23 protein-coding genes are annotated in these 24,630 nt (G+C 63.8%); 9 read left to right on the top strand and 14 right to left on the bottom strand.

Translation table 11 applies throughout. The features are described 5' to 3' along the window. Position 1: 1 nt before the first annotated feature. The 3 genes from LDN12_RS15470 to LDN12_RS15460 are packed head-to-tail and all read left to right on the top strand — an operon-like array spanning position 2 to position 1,098. On the top strand, positions 2 to 130 hold the full coding sequence (locus tag LDN12_RS15470; RefSeq protein WP_223923553.1) for a FeoB-associated Cys-rich membrane protein: 129 nt from the start codon (positions 2 to 4) through the stop codon (positions 128 to 130). 11 nt (positions 131 to 141) lie between these two features. After that, the gene (locus LDN12_RS15465) at positions 142 to 516 is read left to right on the top strand and encodes a Fur family transcriptional regulator (RefSeq protein WP_223923552.1); all 375 of its coding nucleotides are present in this window, start codon (positions 142 to 144) and stop codon (positions 514 to 516) included. An 18-nt stretch (positions 517 to 534) separates the two neighbouring features. Continuing rightward, positions 535 to 1,098 carry a bifunctional 2-polyprenyl-6-hydroxyphenol methylase/3-demethylubiquinol 3-O-methyltransferase UbiG gene (locus LDN12_RS15460; RefSeq protein ID WP_223923551.1) on the top strand — a complete coding sequence of 188 codons (564 nt, stop codon included), beginning with the start codon at positions 535 to 537 and terminating at the stop codon, positions 1,096 to 1,098. Positions 1,099 to 1,154: 56 nt separating this feature from the next. On the opposite strand, the gene LDN12_RS15455 is transcribed toward LDN12_RS15460, so the two are convergent. From LDN12_RS15455 to LDN12_RS15430, 6 genes are all read right to left on the bottom strand, one after another. Beyond that, positions 1,155 to 2,198, bottom strand: a complete 1,044-nt coding sequence (locus LDN12_RS15455; RefSeq protein WP_223923550.1) for a cytochrome-c peroxidase — start codon at positions 2,196 to 2,198, stop codon at positions 1,155 to 1,157. 86 nt (positions 2,199 to 2,284) lie between these two features. Further along, complete coding sequence (gene rbr / locus LDN12_RS15450) at positions 2,285 to 2,857, bottom strand: rubrerythrin (RefSeq protein WP_223923549.1); 573 nt, start codon at positions 2,855 to 2,857, stop codon at positions 2,285 to 2,287. A 110-nt stretch (positions 2,858 to 2,967) separates the two neighbouring features. Continuing rightward, positions 2,968 to 3,339 (bottom strand): Fur family transcriptional regulator, encoded by a 372-nt coding sequence (locus LDN12_RS15445; RefSeq protein ID WP_223924085.1) that lies wholly within the window; start codon positions 3,337 to 3,339, stop codon positions 2,968 to 2,970. Positions 3,340 to 3,521: 182 nt separating this feature from the next. After that, the gene (locus LDN12_RS15440; RefSeq protein ID WP_223923548.1) at positions 3,522 to 5,669 is read right to left on the bottom strand and encodes a hypothetical protein; all 2,148 of its coding nucleotides are present in this window, start codon (positions 5,667 to 5,669) and stop codon (positions 3,522 to 3,524) included. Beyond that, positions 5,650 to 6,522: a diacylglycerol kinase family protein gene (locus LDN12_RS15435; RefSeq protein WP_223923547.1), complete on the bottom strand. Its 873-nt coding sequence runs from the start codon at positions 6,520 to 6,522 to the stop codon at positions 5,650 to 5,652. The genes LDN12_RS15440 and LDN12_RS15435 overlap by 20 nt, the downstream gene beginning before the upstream one ends. Positions 6,523 to 6,852: 330 nt before the next feature. After that, on the bottom strand, positions 6,853 to 7,035 hold the full coding sequence (locus LDN12_RS15430) for a hypothetical protein (protein WP_223923546.1): 183 nt from the start codon (positions 7,033 to 7,035) through the stop codon (positions 6,853 to 6,855). Positions 7,036 to 7,273: 238 nt separating this feature from the next. Here LDN12_RS15430 and LDN12_RS15425 point away from each other — a divergent pair, with 238 nt between their 5' ends. The 3 genes from LDN12_RS15425 (at position 7,274) to LDN12_RS15415 (ending at position 10,890) form a co-directional block, all read left to right on the top strand. Beyond that, positions 7,274 to 7,474, top strand: coding sequence for a hypothetical protein (locus LDN12_RS15425; RefSeq protein ID WP_223923545.1), 201 nt, complete (start codon positions 7,274 to 7,276; stop codon positions 7,472 to 7,474). Between the two features lie 237 nt (positions 7,475 to 7,711). Further along, the gene (gene ercA, locus LDN12_RS15420) at positions 7,712 to 8,878 is read left to right on the top strand and encodes an alcohol dehydrogenase-like regulatory protein ErcA (protein WP_374045065.1); all 1,167 of its coding nucleotides are present in this window, start codon (positions 7,712 to 7,714) and stop codon (positions 8,876 to 8,878) included. Further along, entirely contained in the window at positions 8,878 to 10,890 is a 2,013-nt protein-coding gene (locus tag LDN12_RS15415; protein ID WP_223923543.1) for a PAS domain-containing sensor histidine kinase, read from the top strand. The genes ercA and LDN12_RS15415 overlap by 1 nt, the downstream gene beginning before the upstream one ends. Here the strand turns inward: LDN12_RS15415 and LDN12_RS15410 are convergent. Genes LDN12_RS15410 through miaA form a run of 4 tightly spaced genes read right to left on the bottom strand, consistent with a single transcriptional unit; the run spans position 10,871 to position 14,507 of the window. Beyond that, on the bottom strand, positions 10,871 to 12,205 hold the full coding sequence (locus tag LDN12_RS15410; protein ID WP_223923542.1) for a DUF512 domain-containing protein: 1,335 nt from the start codon (positions 12,203 to 12,205) through the stop codon (positions 10,871 to 10,873). The genes LDN12_RS15415 and LDN12_RS15410 overlap by 20 nt on opposite strands. Beyond that, a complete protein-coding gene (locus LDN12_RS15405) occupies positions 12,205 to 13,278 on the bottom strand; it encodes an AI-2E family transporter (RefSeq protein WP_223923541.1) in 1,074 nt (357 codons plus the stop codon). The genes LDN12_RS15410 and LDN12_RS15405 overlap by 1 nt, the downstream gene beginning before the upstream one ends. 57 nt (positions 13,279 to 13,335) lie before the next feature. Then, positions 13,336 to 13,560: an RNA chaperone Hfq gene (gene hfq / locus LDN12_RS15400; protein ID WP_223923540.1), complete on the bottom strand. Its 225-nt coding sequence runs from the start codon at positions 13,558 to 13,560 to the stop codon at positions 13,336 to 13,338. Positions 13,561 to 13,577: 17 nt separating this feature from the next. Beyond that, entirely contained in the window at positions 13,578 to 14,507 is a 930-nt protein-coding gene (gene miaA / locus LDN12_RS15395) for a tRNA (adenosine(37)-N6)-dimethylallyltransferase MiaA (protein WP_223923539.1), read from the bottom strand. Positions 14,508 to 14,712: 205 nt separating this feature from the next. Between miaA and LDN12_RS15390 the strand changes: the two genes are divergently transcribed. Continuing rightward, the gene (locus LDN12_RS15390) at positions 14,713 to 16,338 is read left to right on the top strand and encodes a methyl-accepting chemotaxis protein (RefSeq protein ID WP_223923538.1); all 1,626 of its coding nucleotides are present in this window, start codon (positions 14,713 to 14,715) and stop codon (positions 16,336 to 16,338) included. 129 nt (positions 16,339 to 16,467) lie between these two features. Here the strand turns inward: LDN12_RS15390 and mutL are convergent, their stop codons facing one another. The 4 genes from mutL to prmA all read right to left on the bottom strand — a co-directional run bounded on the left by mutL (position 16,468) and on the right by prmA (position 20,892). Beyond that, the gene (gene mutL, locus LDN12_RS15385) at positions 16,468 to 18,303 is read right to left on the bottom strand and encodes a DNA mismatch repair endonuclease MutL (RefSeq protein ID WP_223923537.1); all 1,836 of its coding nucleotides are present in this window, start codon (positions 18,301 to 18,303) and stop codon (positions 16,468 to 16,470) included. Between the two features lie 279 nt (positions 18,304 to 18,582). Beyond that, entirely contained in the window at positions 18,583 to 19,149 is a 567-nt protein-coding gene (locus LDN12_RS15380) for a hypothetical protein (RefSeq protein WP_223923536.1), read from the bottom strand. A gap of 61 nt (positions 19,150 to 19,210) precedes the next feature. Next, positions 19,211 to 19,963 carry a 16S rRNA (uracil(1498)-N(3))-methyltransferase gene (locus LDN12_RS15375; RefSeq protein ID WP_223923535.1) on the bottom strand — a complete coding sequence of 251 codons (753 nt, stop codon included), beginning with the start codon at positions 19,961 to 19,963 and terminating at the stop codon, positions 19,211 to 19,213. Beyond that, a complete protein-coding gene (gene prmA, locus LDN12_RS15370) occupies positions 19,960 to 20,892 on the bottom strand; it encodes a 50S ribosomal protein L11 methyltransferase (protein WP_223923534.1) in 933 nt (310 codons plus the stop codon). Before prmA ends, LDN12_RS15375 begins: the two co-directional genes overlap by 4 nt. A gap of 206 nt (positions 20,893 to 21,098) precedes the next feature. Here prmA and glmU point away from each other — a divergent pair, with 206 nt between their 5' ends. Both glmU and LDN12_RS15360 read left to right on the top strand, forming a co-directional pair. Next, complete coding sequence (gene glmU / locus LDN12_RS15365; RefSeq protein ID WP_223923533.1) at positions 21,099 to 22,472, top strand: bifunctional UDP-N-acetylglucosamine diphosphorylase/glucosamine-1-phosphate N-acetyltransferase GlmU; 1,374 nt, start codon at positions 21,099 to 21,101, stop codon at positions 22,470 to 22,472. Between the two features lie 39 nt (positions 22,473 to 22,511). Next, complete coding sequence (locus LDN12_RS15360) at positions 22,512 to 24,629, top strand: bifunctional diguanylate cyclase/phosphodiesterase (protein ID WP_223923532.1); 2,118 nt, start codon at positions 22,512 to 22,514, stop codon at positions 24,627 to 24,629. Position 24,630: the final 1 nt, after the last annotated feature.

The following is a 24,630-nucleotide window of genomic DNA, read 5'->3' as shown; positions in this document are numbered from 1 at the left end:
CATGGGAACAATGGATATCGTGCTGATGGCCGCCATACTGGGCGGCGCCGCCTGGGTGCTCTACCGCTCGCTCTGGAAGAAAAAGGGGCATTGTCACGGTTGCGACGGCGGCGGGTGCAACGACAAGTGAGGACGGATGGGATGGCTGCCCGGCGGCGGAATGACGACGCTTCGCCGCCGGGCGACGGGAGGCCCGACTGCCCGCCCGGCCACGGCACGACACGGGGGAGAGACGCTGTGATGCCGGACCATAACCAGCAATTTTGCGATTACCTCGGCACCAGGGGCCTCAAACTGACCAGGCAGCGGCGCCTCATCCTGACGGCGTTCCTTGCCCACGGGCACGGCCTGAGCGCGGACGAGCTCTTCCGGGAACTTCGCGCCCACCACCACGCCGTCGGTTACGTCACGGTCTACCGCACCCTGAAGCTGCTCGCCGGATCGGGGATCGCCGGAGCCGTCCGGGGAGACGGCAGCCCCACCCGTTACGAGCACGCCGCGGATGACAGGTCCTGACGGGAGGAGATCGTTTTCATGTGCGCAGCAGCCGAAAGCGTCAGACGCTACAACCGTTTCTTCAAAAGCCGGAACGCCCTGACGGTGCTGGACTACGGCACCGGCACCATGCGTAATGCCCGTTATCTCTCGGAACAAGGCTTTACCGTGTATGCCGCGGACCTGCCGGAACAGGTGAAAAAGCTGCGGTGCCGCCCCGAAGCCCGACAGGTGCGGCGCCTGCTGGCCACGGACGAGCTTCCCGGCAGCCGGTTGGGCGTCGACCTGGTGCTTTCCACCTATGTCCTCAATATCATCATGGCAGAGGACGAGCGGCATACCTACCTGGAGACGGCCGTCGCCAACCTCAAGCCGGGCGGCTACCTGATGATGGAAGTGCGCTGCCGCCGACCGGACGAGGCATGCGACGATTCCTGCGGCGGCTGCCTTTCACCCGGCGCATGCGCCAAGACCCTCAGCCACGAGGAACTGGACGCCCTGCTTCTGCCCCACGGCATGCGGCGAGTCAGCCACTACTACCGCCGGCACGCCTTGGCGGCCATCTACCGCAGGGACGATACGATCAACGATCGGGGGATGTGAAGTCCGTCCCGTTCCTGCGCCGGCAGCGGGCAGGAACGGGACGGACCGTGGCGGGACTACAGCGTGGGGCGAGGTGTTGCATCGGTGCTGGCCGGCAAAAGGGGATAGACGAGCTTGGGCTGTTTACCGGTCAGGCTCCCGAGAAACGCGACGATGTCGCCGCTTTCCTCATCGCTGAGGTGGATGCCGAATTGGGCCGACCCCATGACGTCAACAGCCTCTCTCAGGCTCCAGACCACGCCTGAGTGGAAATAGGGGGCCGTGACGGCGACGTTTCGCAGCGACGGCGCCCTGAATACGTACTCATCCGCCGAGGTATTGGTGACGGCAAGCCGCCCCTTGTCCTTCCGCGGCAGGATGTTCTCGGCCGGTTTGGCCACAACGCCGAAGGGGTAGTAACCGGAACCGCCCAGGTTGAGGCCGCCGTGACAGGCGACGCATCCCTTTTCGATGAAGAGTTTGAGCCCGGCGGTTTCCCGTACGCCCATAGCCTTGCGGTCCCCTTTGATGTAGCGGTCAAAGGGGGCATCCGGCGTGATCAGGGTCGCCTCGAAGACCTCGATGGCCTTGGCCATATTATCGAACGTCAGAGGTTCCTTCTCACCGGGGAAGGCTTTTTTGAACAGCTTCACGTACCCGGGCATGCTCTTCAGGGTCTGCAGTACCAGGTCAGGTGTATTGTTCATCTCGACCGATGCCTGCACCGGCCCTTTGGCCTGTTCGGCCAGGTCCTTGGCCCGGCCGTCCCAGAACTGTGCAATATTGTAGACGGAGTTCAGCACGGTCGGGGCGTTGCGCGGCCCTTTTTGCCACCCGTGGCCGGTCGAGGTCACCTGCAGATCCGTTCCGGCCAACCCCGCATTGTGACAGGTGTTGCAGCTGATGAGCTGGGACCTGGAAAGACGCGGATCGAAGTAGAGCTTGGCACCCAGTTCAACCCTGGCGGGTGTGGCCGGATTGCCTTTCAGAACGGGCGGTTTGGCCGGGATCGGCTTAAAAAGGGCCTTGGCGCGGGCCTGCAAATCCTCCGCGGCAACGGCTTGGCCAACGCAAACTGCCAGCGTCAGCACCACAACGAGCGACATGCGGAAACGTTTCATCGGCATTCCTCCTTGGGTTGGGATAGGGTTGGCTCGATCCGGACCGCCGCGGTACCCTGCAAGGGAGCAAGGTGTGCGCATGGCGGTCAGTAATTCTCGGCCAGCAGTTCGAAATGGGCCTTGGGATGGGCGCAGGCTGCGCACAACTCCGGGGCGGCAGGCCCCTCGTGAAGGTAGCCGCAGTTGCGGCATCTCCAGACCACCGGCTCGTCCTTGCGGAAGACCCGGTCGTTCTCGATATTGGCCTGCAGGGCCCTGAAACGTTTTTCATGCTGCTTTTCGGCAACGGCTATGGCCGTGAACACGGCGGCCAGCACGGGGAATCCTTCTTCCTTGGCGATGGCGGCGAATTCGGGGTACATCTCGGCCTGTTCATGGTGTTCCCCCTGGGCGGAGGCCAGCAGATTTTCCACGGTGGTCCCGATCTTCCCGGCCGGGAACGCGGCGCTGATCTCCACATCGCCCCCCTCCAGGAATTTGAACAGCCGCTTGGCATGCTCCTTCTCCTGGTTGGCCGTTTCTTCGAAAATCTCGGCAATCTGCACGTAACCGTCTTTCTTCGCCTGCGCGGCGAAATAGGTATAGCGGTTGCGAGCCTGGCTCTCCCCGGCGAATGCGGTGAGGATGTTCTTCTCGGTGCGGGTTCCCTTCAGTGACATGTCTCTTGTTCTCCTCTCTGTGGTTGGCGGATGTCCCCTCCGGGGACGCGGAATGTCGCGCCGGCCAAACAGGAACGATTCCTGATTGTCCGGCAAAAAATATATCGACCCTACTTACGGCACTGCCTGCACAACCCGTAATACTCGAAACGGATATCGCGGGCCGCAAAGCCGGTACGTTGCTCCACCACCTCGGGCGGCACCGGAACGGCGTCGGCGAAGTCCTCGATCCTGCCGCAATTGGTACAGATCAGATTGAGGTGATTGGCCGTATCCATATCGTACCGGTTGTCCATGGCCTCGAACTCCAGTTCCCTGATCAGCCGGTGCTTCTTGAGCAGGGCCAGGGTATAGTACACCGTGGACAGACTGATGGCGGGATACTTCTCGCGGGCCTTCTTGAAGATGGACAAGGCGGAGGGATGGCTTTTGTCGCGGGTGAGCACATCTATGATCTCAAGACGCTGGGAAGTGAGCTTCAGCCCCTTGTCCCTGAGCCCCTGGATGATGCTCTTTTTGATCTGTTCCCGTTTGATGATAATCTCCTAACCAGGAATAATTCCTGTTTGAGAGACAATACGTCCTTGCCGGGCTCCTGTCAAGAGTCAAAATCATTCTGACGGGTTACGTGCGCTGCGCGGCGCTCCCCATCAAGCCGCACCGGTCAATGAAAGAGGCTCTCCAGCCCGAGCGTGCGCCGGAAATCCCACAGGTTCATGAACAAGGCGTCGAAGCGTCCGCGCCTGACCTGCTCCTCCTCGCGCTCCCAGAAGAACAGGCGGCTTGCCGGATAGAGGTAGCCGAAGGGGTAAGCCGTCAGGTTGGGGGTGCGGCGGGCGATCCGTTCCAGGGGATAGCGGTAACCCGACTCCTGCAGGGTTACCAGCGTCAGGGCCTCCATCCGCACCGCGGCGGCCCTGGCGAGAAAATCCTCCCCACGGCCGCGGGCAGCGTCCCGCCCCGCCCGTTTTGCCGCAAGCGCCCGCAGGGTCAGGGCCCGATGGCGGGCGCGCAGGGCGGTCACGCGCAGCCCGCGGTTCAACTCGCGGGCCACCCGGAGCGGGTCGCGAAAACGATCCCCCGGCGCCGCTTCGAGCTGCGCCAGCCGGGAATCGATGCGCGTTGCCAGGGAGGTCATGGCACGGTCGTAGGCCTCCATATCGGCCACCGGCCCCGCGAGCACGGCCCGCACCTCCCCGTCGGGCGCATCGTTCAGCAGCCAGGAGTAACGAAAACCGGGGTCGGGCTGGAAGGGACGGTCCAGGGGGTGGGGCAGTTCGGAGAAGGGGGTCAGCGCCGCCAGGTAGCGCATGAGGCCGCGTTCTTTCAGGTAATGGTTCTGCAGGCGCAGCGCTCCATCCCACAGCCCGTGCAGCCGCCGGTCGGGCAGGAGATCGTCGAGCGGGCCGAGGGGGCCATTGCCGCGCAAGCCGCCGTTGTCGTCAAAGCGCCACGACCAGCGGGCGATGCTCCAGTCCATCAGCCAGTACCCCCACTCCCAGCCCGAGGTGAAGGTGAGATGCCCGGCCACCCCCAGGCGGGCCATCAGGTCCATGTCGCTCCAGCGACTGTCCAGATACGGGAGCAGCAAGAGCGGCACCGGACTGTCGAACCCCACCCAATAGGACGATTCCGGCCAGTACCAGGTTTCCCGGCGGCGCACCTCCTCCCGGGCCGCATCCAGCATGAAGCGCTGGTTGACGTTGCCGTAGACCGGGGCGTGGGGCTCCGAGACGGAATAGCACATGACCGTATGGATCAGGATGCCGCTGGTCGGTTCCAGGGGGCGGCGCACCTTCCGGCCCCGGTCGGAGGGGATGACATGGGTGGCGAACATGAGCTTCGCTCCATAGCGCCGCACCACCAGGCGCTCCATGTGGCGCTGTACGCCGGGAAGCAGGCGGCCCAGAAAAGGAAGGTGCTCACCCATGGTCGGTTCGAGGGTGACGAAGTCCCAGGGGACCCGGAACAGCCAGGCCAGGGTGGCATCCACCTGCCTGGCGTAGGAGGGATACGGCCGCAGCAGGGCCAGGCACTGAAAGGCCTGCTGCTGGATCATGGCCAGGGAGACCTCCACCCCGCAGCGCACGCCGCGCCGGTGGGCGTACTGGACGATGCGGACGGCATGGTTGATCCAGGCCTCACGGTCGATCTCCCGCAGCAGGAAGAATTGCATGGTGTTCTGACCGTTGCGGGCCAGCCAGTCGATGTATTCCTTGACCTCATCCAGGCCGCCGGCCAGCGCCGGGTTCATCAGCGGTTCGGTCAGTTCGACCGGATGCAGGGTATGGAGATGGAAGCCCCTCGCGGGAAACCGGGGGGTTCCCGCAAAGGTGAAGACCGGTGGCAGCGGCCAGGAACCATAGAACGGGTAAAGCGTCTGCCGGGGGTGGATGAACCGGAAGGCGAGTTTTTCCTGGAGCAGGCCGTAGAGGCCGCTTGCCACCCCCTCCGGGGTCGAGGCGGAAAGTTCCAGGGTGATGACGCCGTTGCGGCGGGTCGACCGCCAGCGATAGGAATCTTCGGGTGGTGCGGCGGGATGGGCGGCGGCGGGAACCGGCGGCAGGCGGATGACCACCTGGGCGCGGCCCCGGCCGGGACCGATCAGGGCAGTGGGGAAGGCGCGGCGCAGCAGGACGATGGTGTCGTCGATGGCCAACCGCGCCGGCGGGCGGCCGAGAAGAGATTGGGGCGCACGGATCGTGATCGCGAGCGGGCGGCCGGAGGCGGCCGGGGCGCGGGCGGGCCACGCGGTTACGGCAACAAGGCCGCATAACAGGAGAAGCAGGCGGCTAAACGATGAGCCGGGCAAAATCGGCCACCGCCGTGATCCTCGCCGGACCATGCCCGACAAAATCCCCATCGAGCTGAATCGGCTTCGTTCCCCGCAATTCGACCTCCGTGGCGGTGAGCCGGGTAACGACCGTCTCCGGCATCGGTTGGCCCATGAGGAGTTTTTTTGCGATCGTCAGGTACCCCCGCCGGTGGCTGCTCGTGACACAGGCGACCTCAAAGCCGCGGCGGAACAGGTCGCTGCCGGGCGAGAGCCGGAACGGGCCGCCGTAGCGCGAGGCGTTGCATACCACCGCCGTATGGCAGAGGCATCGTTCACCGTCCGCCACGACCTCCTGCATGCCCTTGTCCCACCCCAGCGCCGTCCTGAATGCCGACAAGGCATAGGCACCCTGTTTCAGCACCCGCTTCTCCCGTGCCCTCACGCCCTCCACCACGGCCCCGTCCAACCCGCTGCCCGCCATCAGGGCGAAATAACGGCGGCTTGCCGCCAGTTCCAGAAGCCCGACCGACAGCGGCATGGTCCGGCCCGCGCAGATCCGCGCAATCCCGTCCGCAAGGGACGAGATCCCCACCTCCGCCGCCAGGACATTGGAGGTGCCCAGCGGCAACACCGCCAGGGTCGCCGGTCCGGGACCGAGGCCGTTGATGACGGCGTTGAACGTGCCGTCTCCGGCGGCAACGATAATGAACGGGTGTTCCCGCACCCGGCGGATCGCCTGGCAACACGGGAGCGCCTCGGCGGGATTCCGGATCGGATGGATGACGGGAGGCAGACCGCAACGCCTGAGGCCGTCCACCACCTGCGCAATGCGCCTGCGGCTGAAACTGCCGGAATCGGGATTTATGACCAGGAAGGGGCTGGTGTACATGGGGTCCGGATATTTCGCCGTCCGCCCGGTGCGGCGGACGGCTCACCTTTGGGAGAGTAAGCGCCCCCCGGGATGCGCATCCCGGCAGGATGTCACCCTCGGGCGCTCTTCATGATAGCAAAGTCGCAGGTTATATCCAGACTTTTAACCTCGAAAAAGCATGTGCCGCAGAGATACGGATACACTGAGATAACCATTTCACAGAGCCGGACACTCTTCAGGTCTCATTTCCCGTCGCCATTGCGGATCTGAGAATGTTTGACCAGTCTCTGCGGCGGAAGTGCCGTTTTCAGATAAAAGCGAATGTGCGGTGCAGCGCACGCCTTGGCTTCAGCACAACCCCGCGGCAATCGAGTTATCAACGGCGATGCCGTGGGGATCGGCAAGGCTCACGGGGCGATGGCAGGCGCCGCAGTAGGCTCCGGTGTGCAGCCGCGCCCAGAGCACGAGGTTTTCGGTGTCGCACCAGTCGCAACACCAGTAGTAATAATCTTCATCGAGGCGAATTGTCATGTCAGCCCTCCTTTGGACGTGGCAGAGGTATCCGGGGTTCTTTTTGTATAAAATACCGCACGATTGTTACAGGCGGATGGAGACGGCATTAAATCTATGCAATTTTAGCGGCAGGGCGGGAACCGCCCGCAACGGCCGGGGCGGGTCGCCCCTGAAGGCGGGGCTTGCGGCGCGTTGCCCAAGGGCGTATACTTGGTATGAGTAGCCAGGAGTAAAAAACGGAAAGGGGGGAGAAAGCATGGAAACAAAGCAATTCGAACATGTGTGCAACTGGACCGAACGGCGCGAAGAACACATCCCCCTCCGCAACCTGAAGAGCGGGCGGATAGGATACTCGTTCGGCTGCACCTATGAGGGCGAAACCATTCAGGTACGGTTGGAAAACGGAGAACTGGATTCGTGGGAGCGCAAGGAATGCACCGAGGTCACCACCCACTGAACTGGATAGAGAAGAAGCCGGGTTTTGCAAAAAGGGCGTGCCGTAAGGCAGGCCCTTTTTTTTATGGCCCAAACCTTTACCGTAGTCCAACAAATATCGGAGAGGCGACTTTATAGATGGATTTTAATGTAACAATGTTCTATATTGTCAAATACACACTACGGCACGCATTTGCTTTAACAGCGTAACATCCTGCATTCATAATCTTTCTTCCGAAAGACGGGTACATGAAAGGAGATGCGGATGAGTGCGATTGAACTACGAAAGTTCGTGGCACCCGAGATCATCTTCGGGTCCGGCGCGATTGAACGGGTCGGCCAGTATGCCGCCCTGTACGGTGCCCGAAAGGCCCTGGTCGTATCGGACCCCGGCGTGATCGCGGCCGGCTGGACCGGACTTGTGTTTGCGGCGCTGAACGAGGCGGGCATCGATCACGTGTCGTTCTCGGGCGTTTCGCCCAACCCGCGGACCGACGAGGTGATGTGCGGGGCCGAAGCGCACCGGAGCGGGGCCTGCGACCTGATTGTGGCGGTGGGGGGCGGCAGCCCCCTGGATTGTGCCAAGGGTATCGGCATCGTGGTGTCCAACCGGGGAAACGTCCTGGACTACGAGGGCATCGACAGGATCCCGGTGCCCATGCCGCCGCTGATCTGTATCCCCACCACAGCCGGGACATCGGCCGACGTTTCCCAGTTCGCCATCATTTCCGACCGGGCGCGCCACACCAAGATCGCGATCATCAGCAAGGCCGTGGTCCCCGACGTGGCCATCATCGATCCCCGGACCCTGACCACCATGGATTCCTACCTGACCGCCTGTACGGGCATGGATGCCCTGGTGCACGCCATCGAGGCCTATGTGTCCAACGCCCATTCCCCCCTGACCGACAACCATGCCCTGCAGGCGATCCGCCTGATCCGCAAGCACCTGCTTCCCTCCATCGCCGCACCCCACGACCTGGATCATCGCAGCCAGATGATGCTGGGAAGCCTTGAGGCCGGGTTGGCATTCTCCAATGCGAGCCTGGGGGCGGTTCATGCCATGGCGCACAGCCTGGGGGGCCTCCTTGACCTGCCCCATGGGGAGTGCAACGCCATGCTGCTCGAACATGTCATCTCATACAATTTTGCCCAGGCGGGAGACCGTTACCGCGATGTGGGGTGCGCGCTCGGGCTCGACGCGGAAAAAATGGACCAGGCGGAATGCCGGGCGGCGGTATTCGGCGAGGTGCGCCGGTTGCGCACCGCTGCGGGCATCTCCGGCGGCCTGGGGGATCGCGGCGTGCGGAGCGGCGATCTGGGCGACCTGGCGGCCAATGCGTTGCGGGACGCCTGCATGGTCACCAATCCCCGCCATCCCCGCCATCAGCGGGATATCGAAGTCATCTACGAAGAGGCGCTCTGATGGAGCAGGACTGGCAACAGCAACGCGATGCCGTTATCGGCCTGGGCAACATGTCGGGGCGAAAGAGTTTTTTCCCCGAACTGCAGCGCAGGCTCGAAGAGATTGAGGAAAACCGCGAGTTGCTGGCCAGCGTCATCGACTCCATCCCCAGCCCGGTCTTCTACAAGGATCTGGACGGCGTCTATCTCAACTGCAACGAGGCCTTTGCCCGCAGCATGGGGATCCCCCGGGAGAGGATCATCGGCAGCACGGTCTACGACGTCGCGCCCAGGGAACTGGCCGAGATTTACCATCGCGCCGATGCCGACCTGATGGCGCGCGGGGGCACGCAGGTCTACGAGACCGCCCTCCGCCACGCCGACGGCACGCTGCACGACGTGTTGTTTTACAAGTCGGTCATCCTGCGCGCAAACGGCGAACTGCGCGGCCTGGTCGGCGTGGTGCTGGACATCAGCGAGAGGAAACAGGCAGAGAATGCCCTGCGGGAAAGCGAAGAACGCTTTCGCACCATCTTCGACCTGATCGGCGATGCCGTCTTTATTCATGATCTGGACAGCGGGGCGATCCTGGACGTCAACCAGACCATGTGCGACCTGTTCGGCTACAGTCGTGAAGAGGCCTGCCGCCTCGACGTGGAGGCGCTCAGCGCCGGCGAACCGACCCATTCCCAGAACGAAGCAATGGCCTGGATGCGGCGGGCGGCAGCCGGCGAACCACAGGTATTCGAATGGCTGGGCAAGCGTAAAAACGGTGAGCTTTTCTGGCTTGAGGTCAATATGCGCCGGGCCATGATCGGCTCCGCCGAACGCCTGATCGTTGCCGCCCGGGACATCAGCGACCGCAAGCAGGCCGAAGCGGAAAACAGGATCTTGTCCGAACAACTGGCCCAGGCCCAGAAGATCGAATCCGTCGGGCGGCTGGCGGGCGGGATTGCCCACGACTTCAACAACCTGCTGACCCCGATCATCGTCTACGTTCAACTGCTGATGAAGGATTTCCCGGACAACGAGCGGGCGAACAAACGCCTGGAACAAGTGCTGCTGGCGGCATCGCGGGCCAAGGAGTTGACCCAGCAGCTTCTCAGCTTCGGCCGGAAGCAGCAGTTGACGATGAGGGTACTTGACCTGAATGCGGTCATTTCCGGTTTTTGCGATATCCTGCGCAGGACCATCAGGGAAAGCATCGAGATCAGGGTATATCCGGGCCAGGGATTACCATGCATCCGCGCCGACCAGACCCAACTGGAACAGATCCTGATGAACCTTGCCATTAACGCTCAGGACGCCATCGCCGCGAATGGCGCCATAACCATCGAAACGGCCCTGGTATCGCTTGATGGGACCTATTCCCGGCAGCACGCCAAGATCATGCCGGGAGAGTATGTCATGCTTTCCGTGAGCGACACGGGGCACGGCATGGCGCCCGAGACCCTGGAACAGATCTTCGAACCGTTTTTCACCACCAAGGAAAGCGGACTCGGCACGGGCCTGGGCCTGGCAACGGTGTACGGCATCGTCAAACAGCACAATGGGAACATCTGGGTCTACAGCGAGCCGTCCCGGGGCACGGTGTTCAAGGTCTATTTTCCCTGTGTCGAACAAAAGCCCGAGGAACGTAAGGAGCTGCCGGGTAAAATGAAAGAGGTGCGGCGGGAAAACGGCGTCATACTCCTGGCTGAAGACAACGAGATGGTGCGCGCCATGGCCTTTGAACTGTTGAGCGAGAGCGGCTACGAGGTGCTGGCCGCCGAGAATAGCGACGCAGCCGAGAAACTGGCGGCGGAAAGGCAGATCGACCTGCTGCTGAGCGATGTGGTCATGCCCAAGGTAAGCGGTCCCGAGCTCTACGCCCGTCTGTCGATGATCCAGCCCGGCCTGCGGGTGCTCTACATGTCGGGCTATACCGACAACGGGGCTGTCCACCACGGCATCTTCGACGAAAAGCTGAACTTCATCCAGAAGCCCTTCACCGCGGACGCACTGCTGACCAAGATCAGGGAGATGCTGGCGTAGAGAGTTTTGCGGCCAGGCGGGCCAACCGCCGGAGCGCCCGGTAGCAGCCGCGGGGCGTGCAGTCGAAGGTCAGCACCGGCCGGCCGAGGCGCCTCTGCAATTCTTCAAGGGACACGTCGTCCAGAAACAGCCCCTCCCCCTCCTTGAGCATCACATCCGGCACCAGAAGTCCCGCACCGATCTCCCGCCCCTCAAGCGCGGCCATGATGTCGTTGCCCGCCACCAGGCCGCTGACCGTGACGCTTGCTCCGAACAGGCGGTTTTCCACCGCCACCGGCACGATCTCCGCGCCGGTCCGCTCCCGCAGCCGCGCCAGGAACTCCCCCACGAAGCCCACGGCCGAGACGCCGGTCACCAGCGTGCCCCGCACGTCGCCCACCGGCCGGGCCGTGCGCAGCACCTGGGCGGCATCCCGCTGGAACAATGGAACCATGCCGACCCCGTTCTCGATCTGGGGCAGGTCTCCGTACTCCCGCAAGGGGGGGAACGGGACGTTTCCCTTGAGGTAAAACTCGTCGGCCAGAAAGAGGAACGGCTCGCCCAGGCGCTTCTTCAGAGCCTTGGCCCGCGGTCCCCAGGTGGTGACGAAGTCCCGCGCATAGTCGGCGTCCACAGGCTTTAGCTGCGGCAGACGCCCGCGGTGGCGGGTCAGCCCCAGGGGCACCACGGCCAGGGATTGCACCGCCGGATAGAGGCCGGCCAGGTCGTCGACGGTCCGCTCCAGTTCAAGGCCGTCGTTGAGGCCGGGGCAGAGCACCACCTGGGTATGCATGCCGATGCGGCCGTCGGCCAGGTCCCGCAACTGGTCGAGGATGGCCGGGATGCCCCGGCGGCCCAGTAATTGTTCGCGCAGCGCCGGGTTGGTGGCATGGACGGAGATGTACAGGGGCGAGAGACGCTGGTCGATGATGCGGGCCAGTTCGGAAGCCTTCAGGTTGGCCAGGGTGACGTAATTGCCGTTGAGGAAGGAGAGGCGGTAGTCCTCGTCCTTGACGTAGAGCGGCTTGCGCAGTCCCCTGGGAAGCTGGTGGACAAAGCAGAAGACGCAGTTGTTGCGGCACCGGGCCGGTTCCGGGGCCGGAAAGGTGAGTCCCAGCGGTTCTCCCGGCTCCCGCTCGATCTCCAGTTCCCATATCTCGCCGTCGGGCTTGGCGACCTCCAGCAGCAGTTCGTCGGCGGCCGCGGTGTGGTAACTGTAATCGATGAGGTCCCGCAGGGGATGATGGTTGACGGCCACGAGCCGGTCCCCCGGCTCCACCCCCATCTCCTCGCTGATGGAGCCGGGCGCAACCGTTTCGATGACAAGCCCGCTCATCATACCCCCCGGTAGAAATCGGACTCGCGGTACCAGACGGCCAGCGAGCGCAGGAAGACCTGGAGCACGGCGGTCACCGGCACGGCCAGGAGCATCCCCATGATGCCGAACGTCTGGCCGCCGATCAGGAGCGCAATGATGGCCACCAGCGGATGGAGACCGACCGTATCCCCCACGATCTTGGGGGTGATCACGGTCCCCTCCAGGGCCTGGACCAGGCAGAACCAGCCCAGGCAAAGCAGGGGATGGAGCATGTCGTGGAATTTGAGCACCGCCATGACGACCGACAGGCAGATGCCGATGATGGTGCCCACGTAGGGGATGATGAAGGTGATCCCGGCCAGGGTGCCGATGGCGACGGCCAGGTCGATGCCGATGAAATACAGCCCGATGCTGTAGAGCACCGCCAGGATGGCGCAGACCGAGAGCTGGCCCCGGATGAACCCGCCCAGCACCGCGTCGATCTCCCCGAGCTTTTCGTTGTAAACCCCGCGGTGGCGCTCGGGGATGAACGACTGGACGAACTCCTTCAACCGGGGCAGGTCGGCGAGCAGGTAGAAGAGGTAGACCGGGATGATGAAGTAACCGAGAAGCGCCAGAATGAAGGCCACCGTGGAGGTGAACGCCTCCCGGAGGAGGTTCAGGATCGGCTTGACGATATCCGGCGTAATACCGCGAGCCTGGGTAATGACTTCATCCAGACGCAGGGACAGCCTGGTCGGATTTTCTATCCCCAGGTACGACTTGACCGCCGCCGGCGTGACCTCATAGAGGTGTTGGGCGTAGGCGGGCAGGTTGAGCTGCATGCTGGAGAGCTCGCTGCCCAGGGACACCACGAAAAAGACGACGATACCGACGAAGACCACCAGCGCGGCGGTGAAAACGATCAGGATGCTGAGGACGCGCCCCACCCTCTTCCGCTCCAGGAACACCACCGCGGGGTTGAGCATGTAGGCCAGGGCAAAGGCCAGGAACAGTTGCAGGAATACGGTGGACGAAGTGTAGAGGATGACCGCCGCCAGGAACACGAGCGACAGAAGGGTTGCGAGAAGGATTTTTGTGCTTTTGTTCATGGGGTTCGGGGAGGGGGCCGCCTCCGGGGGCGTAACGCCCCGGAGGCGGTTAACGGGTTATTGATGCAGACGGAAAGCGCCGTCGGCCGAGGTTATGGTGGAAATGGCGTGTTTGTAGATCAGGATGTCGCCGTTGAAGTCCAAAAGCACGGAGAAGTTGTCGAATGACTTGATGTGGCCTTCCAGCTTGTCGCCCGACATCATGGTCACGACCACGCGTACGCGTTCCTTGCGGGCCTGGTTGAGATACTGGTCCTGAATGTTGAAAGGTGCTTTTGCCATGAGGGGCGTTCCTCCCGTTATTCAAAAAATTCAATAGCATGCTGTAAAATACTACCAAACTTTCCCGGATATTCAAACCATAATATGTCCGGGTCGGCATTGAACCACGTCAATTGACGTTTTGCGTAACGGCGCGTGTCCCGCTTCATGAGTTGGACAGCCTCTTCCAGGCTGCATTCGCCGGCCAGGTACGCGGCCGTTTCCTTGTAGCCGATGGCGCGCATGGCCTTCAATTGACGGTCATATCCCTTCGCCAGAAGCCCGCGGACCTCGTCCACAAGCCCCTCCGCCAGCATCCGCTCGACCCGCCCCTCGATACGGGCGTACAGTTCCGCGCGGTCAATGCTGATGCCGACCTGGAGGGCCTCGTAGCGCCTGGCGCTGAAGGCGTGCTCCTCCTGGTGGCGGGAGAGGGGGACGCCGGTCAGGCGGTGCACCTCCAGGGCGCGGATGATGCGCACCAGGTTGTTGGGATGCATGCGGGCCGCCAGTTCGGGGTCCACCAGGCGCAATCTCTCCAGCATGGCCTCGTTGCCCAGTTGGGCGGCCTCTTCCTGCAACGCCTTCCTGACTGCGCCCGCGCCGCTGGGGGAGTCCACCAGCCCCTTCAGCAGGGCGCGGATGTACAGCCCGGTGCCGCCGACCACGATGACACGCTTGCCGCGGGCGGTGACGGCACGAATGGCCTCGTCGGCCGCCTCGGCGAAATCGGCGGCGGAGAACAGCCGGTCCGGTTCCGCCACGTCGATCAGGTGGTGGGGCACGCCGGCGCGCTGCTCCGGCGTCGGCTTGGCCGTGCCGATGTCCATGCCGCGATAGACCTGCATGGAATCGGCGTTGACGATTTCGGCATCCACTTCGCGGGCCAGGCGCAAGGCCAGTTCGCTCTTGCCCGTGGCGGTCGGGCCGACGACCGCCAGTAGTTTTGGCTTGCCCGATACGCTCATGTCACCCGCCCGCCCTCACCAGCCGCCCCGCGTTCTCCAGGCACCGCTCCCTGCCGGGTAAGCACCATAGCAATTATTAAATAGGTTTTCATGTGTTTTTTTTGGTGTTATAAACTTCCCTAATTTTTCCCACATTCATCAAAATCGGATTAACGTCCCCGGCTAGCCCGCTTCATCCCGCTTACATTATACTGAAGGAGGATTTATGTGGCTCAAAAATCTCTCAATCGGCGCCAAACTCATCATGTCGTTCCTGCTGGTCCTGCTGCTGACCCTCATTCTGGGCATCTTCATGATCGGGAGGCTGAACCTGGTCCGCAACAATGCCGAGGACGTGGCCCAAAAGCAGGTGCCGGGCATCCTCTCCATCGCCCGCATCAACGACCTCTTCGGCAGCTTCCGGCGCGGGGAGTTGCTCATGGTCCTCTCCAACAACCCGGAGGATATCAACAAATACATCAAACGCAATCAGGACGCCGCAGAAAAGCTCAAAAAAGAACAGGCGGCCTATGAAAAAATGATCGACTCGGATGAGGAGCGGAAACTCTACGCCGAGTTCAACAAAGCGTTACAGCTCTACCTGGCCGAGAACCCGAAGATTGCCGAACTGGCCCTGCAGAACAAGGACGCCGAGGCCAGCGAACTGGTGCGGGGGGCATCGAGCAAATACTTCAACCAGGCCCTCAAGGCCATCGAAGCCACCGTCGAAAACCAGAGCAAACAGGCTACGGCAGAGAGCCGGAACATGGCCACGATCAGTTCCGCGGCCCGAACCTGGGTCATCATCGCCCTGGTGGTATGCATCGTCATCGGCCTGCTTGAGGCGATCATCCTGGCGCGCCTGTTCAGCGCCCCCCTGAAGGATCTGGCCCGCAAGGCGGACCAGATCGCCGCCGGCGACCTGAGGGTCGAGATCGAGCTGGACTCCCGCGACGAGATCGGCCAGTTGAGCGCCGCCTTCGGCGTCATGGTCAAGAACCTGCGGGAACTCATCAGCAGGGTCATCGAGACGTCGGCGCAGCTGTCGACGGCCGCCGCCCAGGTCAACGCCGCGGCCGAGCGGATGTCCACCGGCACCGAAGAGGTTGCCGCCCAGGCCGGCACCGTTGCCACCGCCAGTGAAGAAATGGCGGCCACCTCCTCGGATATCGCCAACAATTGCCACATGGCGGCGGACGGGGCCCAACAGGCCGCCGCCACGACGAACAGGGGGTTCGAGGTCGTCAAGCATACGGTCGACGGCATCCGCCAACGGGGAGACGGCACCCGCGCCAACGCCAGGATCGTCGAATCGCTGGGAGAGCGTTCGGACCAGATCGGCGCCATTGTCGCCACCATCGAGGACATTGCCGACCAGACCAACCTCCTGGCCCTGAACGCCGCCATCGAGGCGGCCCGGGCAGGCGAGCAGGGACGCGGCTTCGCGGTGGTGGCCGATGAGGTGCGCGCCCTGGCGGAACGCACCACCCGCGCCACCAAGGAGATCGGCGACATGATCAAGGCGATCCAGAACCAGACCAAAGAGGCCATCGTTTCCATGGAGGAGGGGGTCAAGGGCACCGAGCGGGGGGCCACGGAGGCGGCCCAGCTCGAGACGGCCCTGAACGAAATCCTGGAACAGGTCAACGCCGTCACCCTGCAGGTCAGCCAGATCGCCACGGCCGCCGAAGAACAGACCGCCACCACCAGCGAGATCACCAACAATATCCACATGATCACCCAAGTGGTGCACGACACCTCCCGCGGCGCCCAGGAGTCGGCCACGGCCGCTTCGCAGATGGCGCGGCAGGCGGAAAATCTCCAGACCCTGGTCCGGCAGTTCAAGCTGTGATCATCGGCTCCGCCGAAGCGGAGCCGCGCACAAACACGAAGGTTAAAAGAACCCCCATCAAACGCGCAAACGCGATTGGTGGGGGTTCTTCGTTCGCCGTTCCCGAAAACCCGCGCCGACGGCGGGGGATCAGGTCCGTTTGAAGATCTTTTCCAACTCTCCCAGGGTGATGGTGTGCGATACGGGGCGGCCATGGGGGCAACTGGCGGCGAAGTCGGTCTCGTCCATGGCCCGCAGCAGTTCGTTGATCTGGCGGCTCTCCAGGGGATGGAAACCGCGCACCACGGAATGGCAGGCGATACGGGCCAGCAAGGCGTCGACGGCACTCTCGAAGGCGCCGCTGGTCCCCAGTACGGCAAGCTCGGCCAGGATATCCCGCACCAGGCGTATGCCGTCCCCGCCCGCCGCCAGGCGCGGCAGGGCGGCGGCGATGACGGTGGCGCCGCCGAACGGTTCCAGCTCGAAACCGACGCGGGCGAGATCGTCGCGGAAACGCCCCACCAGGGCCGCCTCGCTGAAAGAAAGCTCCAGGGTCTCGGGAAAGAGCAAGCGTTGCGATTCCACCCCGCCGGCCCGGAATTGTTGCCGCAGACGCTGGTAGGCGACCCGCTCGCTGGCGGCGTGCTGGTCGATGATCACCAGCTCGGCGCCGGACTGGCAGAGGATGTATTCGCCGTGAAACTGGCCGATGACCGCCAGGGCGGAAAAATAGCCCGCGGCTTCGGGAGGCGTGGGCTCCGGGCGGAACGGTTCGGCGGCCTCCCGGACCGAAACGGGTCCGCCGGAGGGTGGGGCGGACGGCTCCGCGCCCTTGCCGACGCCGGGGACGGAAGTCGCGGGATACGAGCGGTGCGCCGCCGGCTGCGCAAGCGACAGGGACGCCTGGGCCGCGGCGGCGATCCGCTCCCGATAGGCCTGGCCGGCGGGCGGCGCGGCCGGGACCGCGGCTGACGGCTCCGGACGGTGGGCCAGCCAGGGGGAACGGCGCAACACCTCCTCCAGGGCGGCCTGGAGGGCGTCGTGCACGGCCGCCTGACGGCGAAAGCGCACCTCGTGCTTGGTGGGGTGGACGTTGACGTCCACTTCGCCGGGCGGCAGTTGGATGAACAGGGCCAGGACGGGATAGCGGCCCCGGTCGATCACGCCCCGGTAGGCCTGCATGATGGCGTGCTGCACCACCTTGTCCCGGACGAAACGGCCGTTGATGTAGGTGAACATGGCCGATGTGGCCGAGCGGACGGTCGCGGGGCCGGAGATGAAACCGGTGACGGCGACCTCGCCCCCTGAACCGGAAACCTCGTGGAGGCGGTCCGCGGCCTCCTTCCCCACGGTCTGGGCGATACGCCGCCGCAGGTCGCTGCGTTGCACCCGCAGCAATTCCCGGCCGTCGCTCACCAGGCTGAAGGCCACGTCGGGACGGGAAACCGCCATGCGGGCCACCGTGTCTCCCACGTGTCCCGTCTCGGTTTCGACACTGCGCAGGAACTTGAGACGCGCCGGGGTATTGAAGAACAGCTGCTCCACCGTGACGACCGTGCCGGGCGCCATGCCGCAGGCCTTCACATCCCGGACCCGCCCCCCCTCGACGATGATCTCGGTCCCTTCCAGGCTGTCGGCTTCACGGGTCGCCAGCCGGAAACGGGAGACCGAGGCGATGGAGGGGAGCGCCTCGCCACGGAATCCCAACGTCAGGATGCCGTCCAGGTCGCTGTCGGTCCTGATCTTGCTGGTGGCATGCCGTTCCAGGGAAAGAAGGGCGTCCTCCCGGGACATGCCGTGGCCGTTGTCCGTGATGCGGATCAACCGCCGCCCTCCCGCCCCGATCTCCACGGCAATATCCGTTGCGCCGGCATCCAGGGCGTTTTCCAGCAACTCCTTGATGACCGAGGCGGGCCGCTCGACCACCTCGCCGGCGGCAATCTTGTTGGTAATGGTTTCGGGCAGGATGGCGATACGTTGGGACACGTGGAACTCCGTGTATCAGGCTGTTGAAAAACCCGGGTTGTTCAAAAATAGTAGGATCGTCGCACCCGCCAGGCAAGCCCCGCGGAGGCAGGCCCTCCCTCCAGCTCTCCCCCGGAGGGAGAGGGGTTGGGTGAGGGTGCAGCGCTACGCAGCACGAAAGGGCTTTCGAGGACGAAGGCCTGATGGCTGTTTTTCAACAACCCGATGGATATGACAAGGCCCGTCCGCCCGGAAGAGAGAGGGGGAACGGGCCCTGGCGGCTATCGTGGCATGCCGGGGTTACTTCTTGCCGCCGCCGAACAGGCTGTCGAAGTCATCCTCGCGGGGTTTGGCGGGCGTCCCGTCACCGGCGGGGTCCGGGGTGTCGTCCCAGGAAAAATTCTCCAGGTCGAACTCGTTGTTCGCGGCGGCCGGCTTGGCTGCCGGAGCGGCAGCGCTCTTCTGCGGGGTTGTTTCCAGGAGGCTGGAGAAGGCTTCTTCTTCGGCCTGCTCCTGGGCCGTCTTCCGTTCCTCGCCGAAGGGGAATACGTCCGCAGGGCCGGCCGGTTCGACGTCGAAGTCGAAGGGATCGCGAGCGGGGTCGTCTCCCCCCTGGGGGGATTCCAGCTCGTCATCGCCGAAATCGAAGGAGAAGATATCGGAGGCCGCATCCGCGTCCTCCCCGGAATGGCTGTCCGCAGGGGGGGCATCGACCGCCATCGACTGGGCCATGTCCATCCGGGCCGCCAGGGGCAGCGCCATGGCCTTGAGCCCGTAGGTGGCCTTGTAGCCGGTGAGGTCGTTCAGGCACTTGGGGCAGTTGTCGTTGTACTCGAAGCTGTTGTATCCGCACTTGGGGCATTTCATCGGCGGCTCCTTGCGACCTCAAGATTGAGAACTCGGTCCGTATCTGCGGATGAGCCCTTAGCTACATGGCGTCCCAAATATACTGTAAAATTGCGGTAATGGCAATAGCGGCGGTTTCGGTCCTCAGGATCCTGGTCCCCAGGGAAACCGGCAGGTATCCCTGCCGGAGAAACTGCTGCACTTCCAGCGGATCGAAGCCCCCCTCGGGACCGACGGCCACGACGACGGAAGCGGGACAGGCCCGGTCGGCAAGGGCCGATTTCAGGCCCTGCTTTTGCTCTCCCTCCCACAAGAGCAGGCGGAGTTCCCGGGGCGTCGCCCCGGCCGCTTCGGCCGCCGACGGCGACCACGAGACCGCGGGGATCGAACGCCGGTTGCATTGGCGGGCGGCCTCGGCCGTTATCCGTTGCCAGCGCTCCAGCTTTGCGTCCCGTTGTTCCGGGCGTACCCGCGCCACGGAACGGAGCCCCCCGAACAGGTGAAAATCGTGAACCCCCAGCTCCGTCCCCTTTTGCAGGATCAGGTCGATCTTCTCCCCCTTGGGCAGGGCCTGGCAGATGGTGATCTCCACCCCGCGGTCCCCGGCTGCGACGGCTGCCGGCCGACAGGGCGCTTCGACCCTGACGGCGACCCACTCCTTGGACACCTGGTCGATAACCCCCTGATGCTCATTGCCCGCCTCATCCACCAGGGTCACGCCATCGCCGGTGCCGAGCCGCAGCACCCGCACCATGTGATTGAAGAGATCGCCGTTAAAGGACGCGTAACCGTCGCGGATATTCCGGGACGATATCATGAAGCGCCGCCGGCTCATGCCGCTCCGCCTTCCCTTCGGTAGAGCATGGCCACCCACTCCCCTTCATGGGCCGTGTGCAGGTAGGCCAGGGGCTGGGAGGCGAATCCGCTCCGCACGAAGGCCTCCTTCTCCGCCAGGATGCCGGACAGGATCAGCATGCCGCCGGGGGCCAGCCGCGCCGTGAGCTGCGGGGCCAGCCGGACCAGTTCCTCGGCCAGGATATTGGCCAGGATGATGTCGTAGGGTCCGTCCAGCGCATCCAGGGGGGTTGCGCTGCACTCGATCCGTTCCGCCAGGCCGTTGATCGCCATGTTTTCCCGCGCCACTTCCACGGCCTCGGGGTCGATGTCCACGGCGCAGACACGACCCGCGCCCAGGCGTGCCGCAGCCATGGCCAGGATGCCGGAACCGGTCCCCAGGTCCAGCACCGAGGGGGGGGACGCGGCCGGGCGGCCGGGCAGGATCGCTTCCAATTGCTCCAGACAGAGCCGGGTGGTCTCGTGGCCGCCGGTGCCGAAGGCCATGCCTGGGTCCAGGCTGAGGACGATATCGTCCGGCCCGGCCTCCGCCCGCTCCCAGGAGGGCACGATCAGGAGCCGCCGCCCGATGCGGAGCGGCTTGAAGTTGACCTTCCAGCTCGTGCTCCAGTCTTCGCTTTTCACCGTCGCAACGGACGGTTTCCCGATGGCGACGCCGGGATTGGCGGCGGCCAGATCGTCCAGAAAGGCCGTGATCTCAGCCAGGCGGGCCTCCATATCGTCGGCGGCGCTGAAGTAGGCCTTGACGGTCATGAGCGGACCGTGGGCTATTTCGGAATGGGAAAAGGCGTCGACATTCAGGTTTTCGACGCAGACGCCGGCGCCCGAGACGCCGGCCAGGTACTCCGCCAGAATGTCGGCCAATTCAGTGGGCAGCTCGCAGGCTACCTCCAGCCAGGTATCATGCATATCGGTCGGGGACTCCTCGATTATTTTCACGTTATTTCGGAAGGTTAGCAGAACACCCGGCCATTGGCAATAAAAATGAGGCCGCCGCTGCCGACGACGCGCCCGTCGACAGTGGTGGAACACATAGAATACTTGACGCCGTTTCCGGCATCACATAAAGTGTACGGTCAGGCGTTGCATACCCTCATAATCGGAGTACGACCCAGATGGATCACGTTGCCGCAATACTCCTTGCCGCAGGCAAGGGAACCCGTATGAAATCAGGCCTGGTAAAGGTGCTGCACCCCGCGGCCGGGCAGCCGCTGATCGATTACCCCGTAGCAGCGGCCCGGACGGTGGGGGCAAAACCGGTGGTCCTGGTGGCCGGACACCAGGCGGAGGCGGTGCAGGGGCATTACCGCGGGGCGGAGGACATCCGCTGCGTGCTCCAGAAGGAGCAGTTGGGCACCGGCCATGCCGTGGCCTGCGCCCGCGAGGCGTTGGCCGGTTTCGACGGAACCGTGCTGATCCTGTGCGGGGACACCCCCCTCTTGCGGGCGGAGACGCTGGAGCGGCTGATAGGCTTCCACCAGGCCCAGGGGGCAACGGTGACCGTCCTGACCGCCGCCCTGGACGACCCCTACGGTTACGGCCGGATCGTGCGCGACGGCAGCGGGGCGGTGCTGCGCATCGTCGAGCAGAAGGACGCCGACCCGGAGGAGCAGGAGATCCGCGAGATCAACAGCGGCATCTACTGCATGGATGCGGCCTTCCTCTTCGGCAACATCGACAGCGTGGGAAGCGACAACGCCCAAAAGGAGTTCTACCTGACCGACCTGGTGGCCGTGGCCGTCCAAAAGGGCCTGACCTGCCTGGCCCTGGAGAGCGACGACCCCGAGGAGATCATGGGGGTCAACGACCGGAGCCAGTTGGCCGAAGCCGCGCGCATTCTGCGCCGGCGCTTCAACCGCGAGCTGATGCTCTCCGGCGTGACCATCATCGATCCCGACCAGACCTACATCGACCGGGGCGTCGTCATCGGCCCCGACACCGTCATCCACCCCAACTGCCATATTGGCGGGAAAACGATCATCGGCTCCGGCTGCACGATCGATAACGGCGTCACCATCTCCGGTTGCCGCATCGCCGACGGCTGCCACATCAAGTCGGGGTCGGTCCTGGAGGATTCCGAACTGCATGAAGCGGTGGCCGTGGGCCCCATGGCGCACCTGCGCCCCGGAACGGTGCTGCACGCCCACGTCAAGATCGGCAATTTCGTGGAAACCAAGAAGATCGTCATGGGAGAAGGCTCCAAGGCCTCCCACCTGACCTATCTGGGAGACGCCGAGATCGGCCGCGACGTCAATATCGGCTGCGGCACCATCACCTGCAATTACGACGGGGTCAACAAACACCGCACGGTCATCGGGGACCGGGCATTCATCGGCAGCGACGTCCAACTCGTGGCCCCGGTCACCGTGGGACGCAACTCCCTGGTGGCGGCCGGGACCACCGTCACCAACGACGTGCCGCCCGATTCCCTGGCCATTTCCCGCGTGCCGCAGGTAAACAAGGACGGCTGGCGGCTGAAGAAAAAATAGCCCCCAAACAGGTTCCACGGAGTAACGAAAAGAGAGCGCATGACGGGTTCGCCCCACACTATAAAGGCCGGCAGCACCATCCTTATCATCGAGGACGACATCGCCTTTGCCGAGCTGACATCGGCCACCGTTCAGGAGCACGGCTTCAAGGCCATCGTAGCGGCCAGCGGCCGGGAGGCCATGGAACTGCTCGCCGCCACGATCCCCTCCCTGATCATCCTCGACTATTCCCTGCCCGACATGACCGGTATCGCCATCCTGGAGCAGATCTCCGGCCGGGGGCTGTCCGTGCCGTTCATCATGGTCACCGGACGGGACGACGCCCTCCTGGCGGTCCAGATGATGAAGACCGGCGCCTGCGACTACCTGCTGAAAGACACCAGCTTTCTGGACCGCCTGCCCGCGGCGGTCCTGCGCACCCTGTACGATGCCGAAACCCGCGAACGGCTGCGGCGCGCCGAAGAATCCCTGCGCCAGAGCGAAACCCGCCTGGCGCGGGCCCAAAAGATCGCCCGCATGGGGAGTTGGGAATGGAATCCCCTGACCGGGGAAACCTACTGGTCCGACGAGTTGTACCGCATCCTGGGATTCACCCCCGGCGACCCGGCGCACGTGGAGATGGACTGGTTCATCGACCTCATCAACGAGGCGGACCAGGCGGCCTTCAAAAAGGTCATCAACAGCGCGGCGCGGCAATGCCAGCCATTCAGCCTGATCTACCGCATCAAATCGCAGAACGGCGACGAACTGGTCGTCAACAGCCAGGCCGAGGTGGAACGCGACGGCGAAGGAAGGGCGCAGCTCGTCTCCGGCACGACCCTCGACATCACGGCCCGCATCAGGGCCGAGAACGAGATCCAGCAACTGATCAACTACGACACCCTGACCAGCCTTCCCAACCGGACCCTGCTCCATGACCGGCTCAGGCACGCCATCGCCCAGGCCGTGCGGGACCGCCAGATGGTCGGCGTGCTGTTCCTCGACCTGGACCGCTTCAAGGGGATCAACGAGACCCTGGGCCACCGGGCCGGCGACAAGCTGCTCAAGACCATCGCCAAACGCCTCAAGGCCTGCGTCCGCGAGACCGACACCCTGGCCCGCATCGGCGGCGACGAGTTCGCCATCGTCCTGATGGGGGTCTCCAGCGAAGAGGTCGTCACCGCCGTCACCAAGAAGATCCTGGGGCTGATCTCGGAACCGATCTTCATCGACGGCCATGAGATCTACACCACCGGCAGCATCGGCATCGCCCTCTACCCCATGGACGGGGAGGACGGGGCCACCCTGCTCAAACATGCCGACCAGGCCATGTACCAGGCCAAGGAGCGGGACGGCAACAACTTCCAGTTCTTCTCCAGCGAGATGAATATCAAGGTGCTGGAGCGGATGATGCTGGAGAACTCCCTGCGCAAGGCCCTGGAACGCGGGGACCTCTTCCTCCTGTACCAGCCCCAGGTGAATACCCGCACCGGCACGATCATAGGGCTGGAGGCGCTTATCCGGTGGAACCACCCCGACCTGGGGGTGATCCTCCCGGACAAGTTCATCTATCTGGCGGAAGAAACCGGCCTTATCATCCCCATCGGGGAATGGGTCCTGCGTACCGCCTGTTTCCAGGCGAAATCCTGGCAGCAGCAGGGGTTTGCTCCCATGCGCATGGCGGTCAACCTGTCGGCCAAGCAGTTCGCCCAGAAGAACCTGGACGATATCGTCGCCGCCATCCTGCTGGAAAGCGGGCTCGATCCCAATTGGCTGGAACTGGAGATCACCGAGAGCACCATCATGAAGAACCCGGACAGCAACACCCGCATGCTGCACAGGCTCAAGGACATGGGCATCAGCCTGGCCATCGACGATTTCGGCACCGGCTACTCGTCCCTCTCCTATTTGAAGCACTTCCCCATCAACCGGCTCAAGATCGACCGCATGTTCGTGCGGGACATCGCCATCAACCCGGACGATGCCGCCATCGTGGAGATCATCATCTCCATGGCCCACACCCTCAAGCTGAGCGTTACCGCCGAAGGAGTCGAAACGCGCCCCTTGATGGAATTTCTCTCTTCCCGCAACTGCGCCGAGATGCAGGGCTACCTGTTCTCCCGTCCGGTCAGGGCCGAAGAGATCACCAAAATCCTCGAGAACGGACTGAAATACTGAC

This window comes from Geobacter sp. AOG2, from assembly GCF_019972295.1.
GTDB lineage: Bacteria > Desulfobacterota > Desulfuromonadia > Geobacterales > Pseudopelobacteraceae > Oryzomonas.
This window is presented reverse-complemented; position numbering and strand designations above follow the sequence as displayed.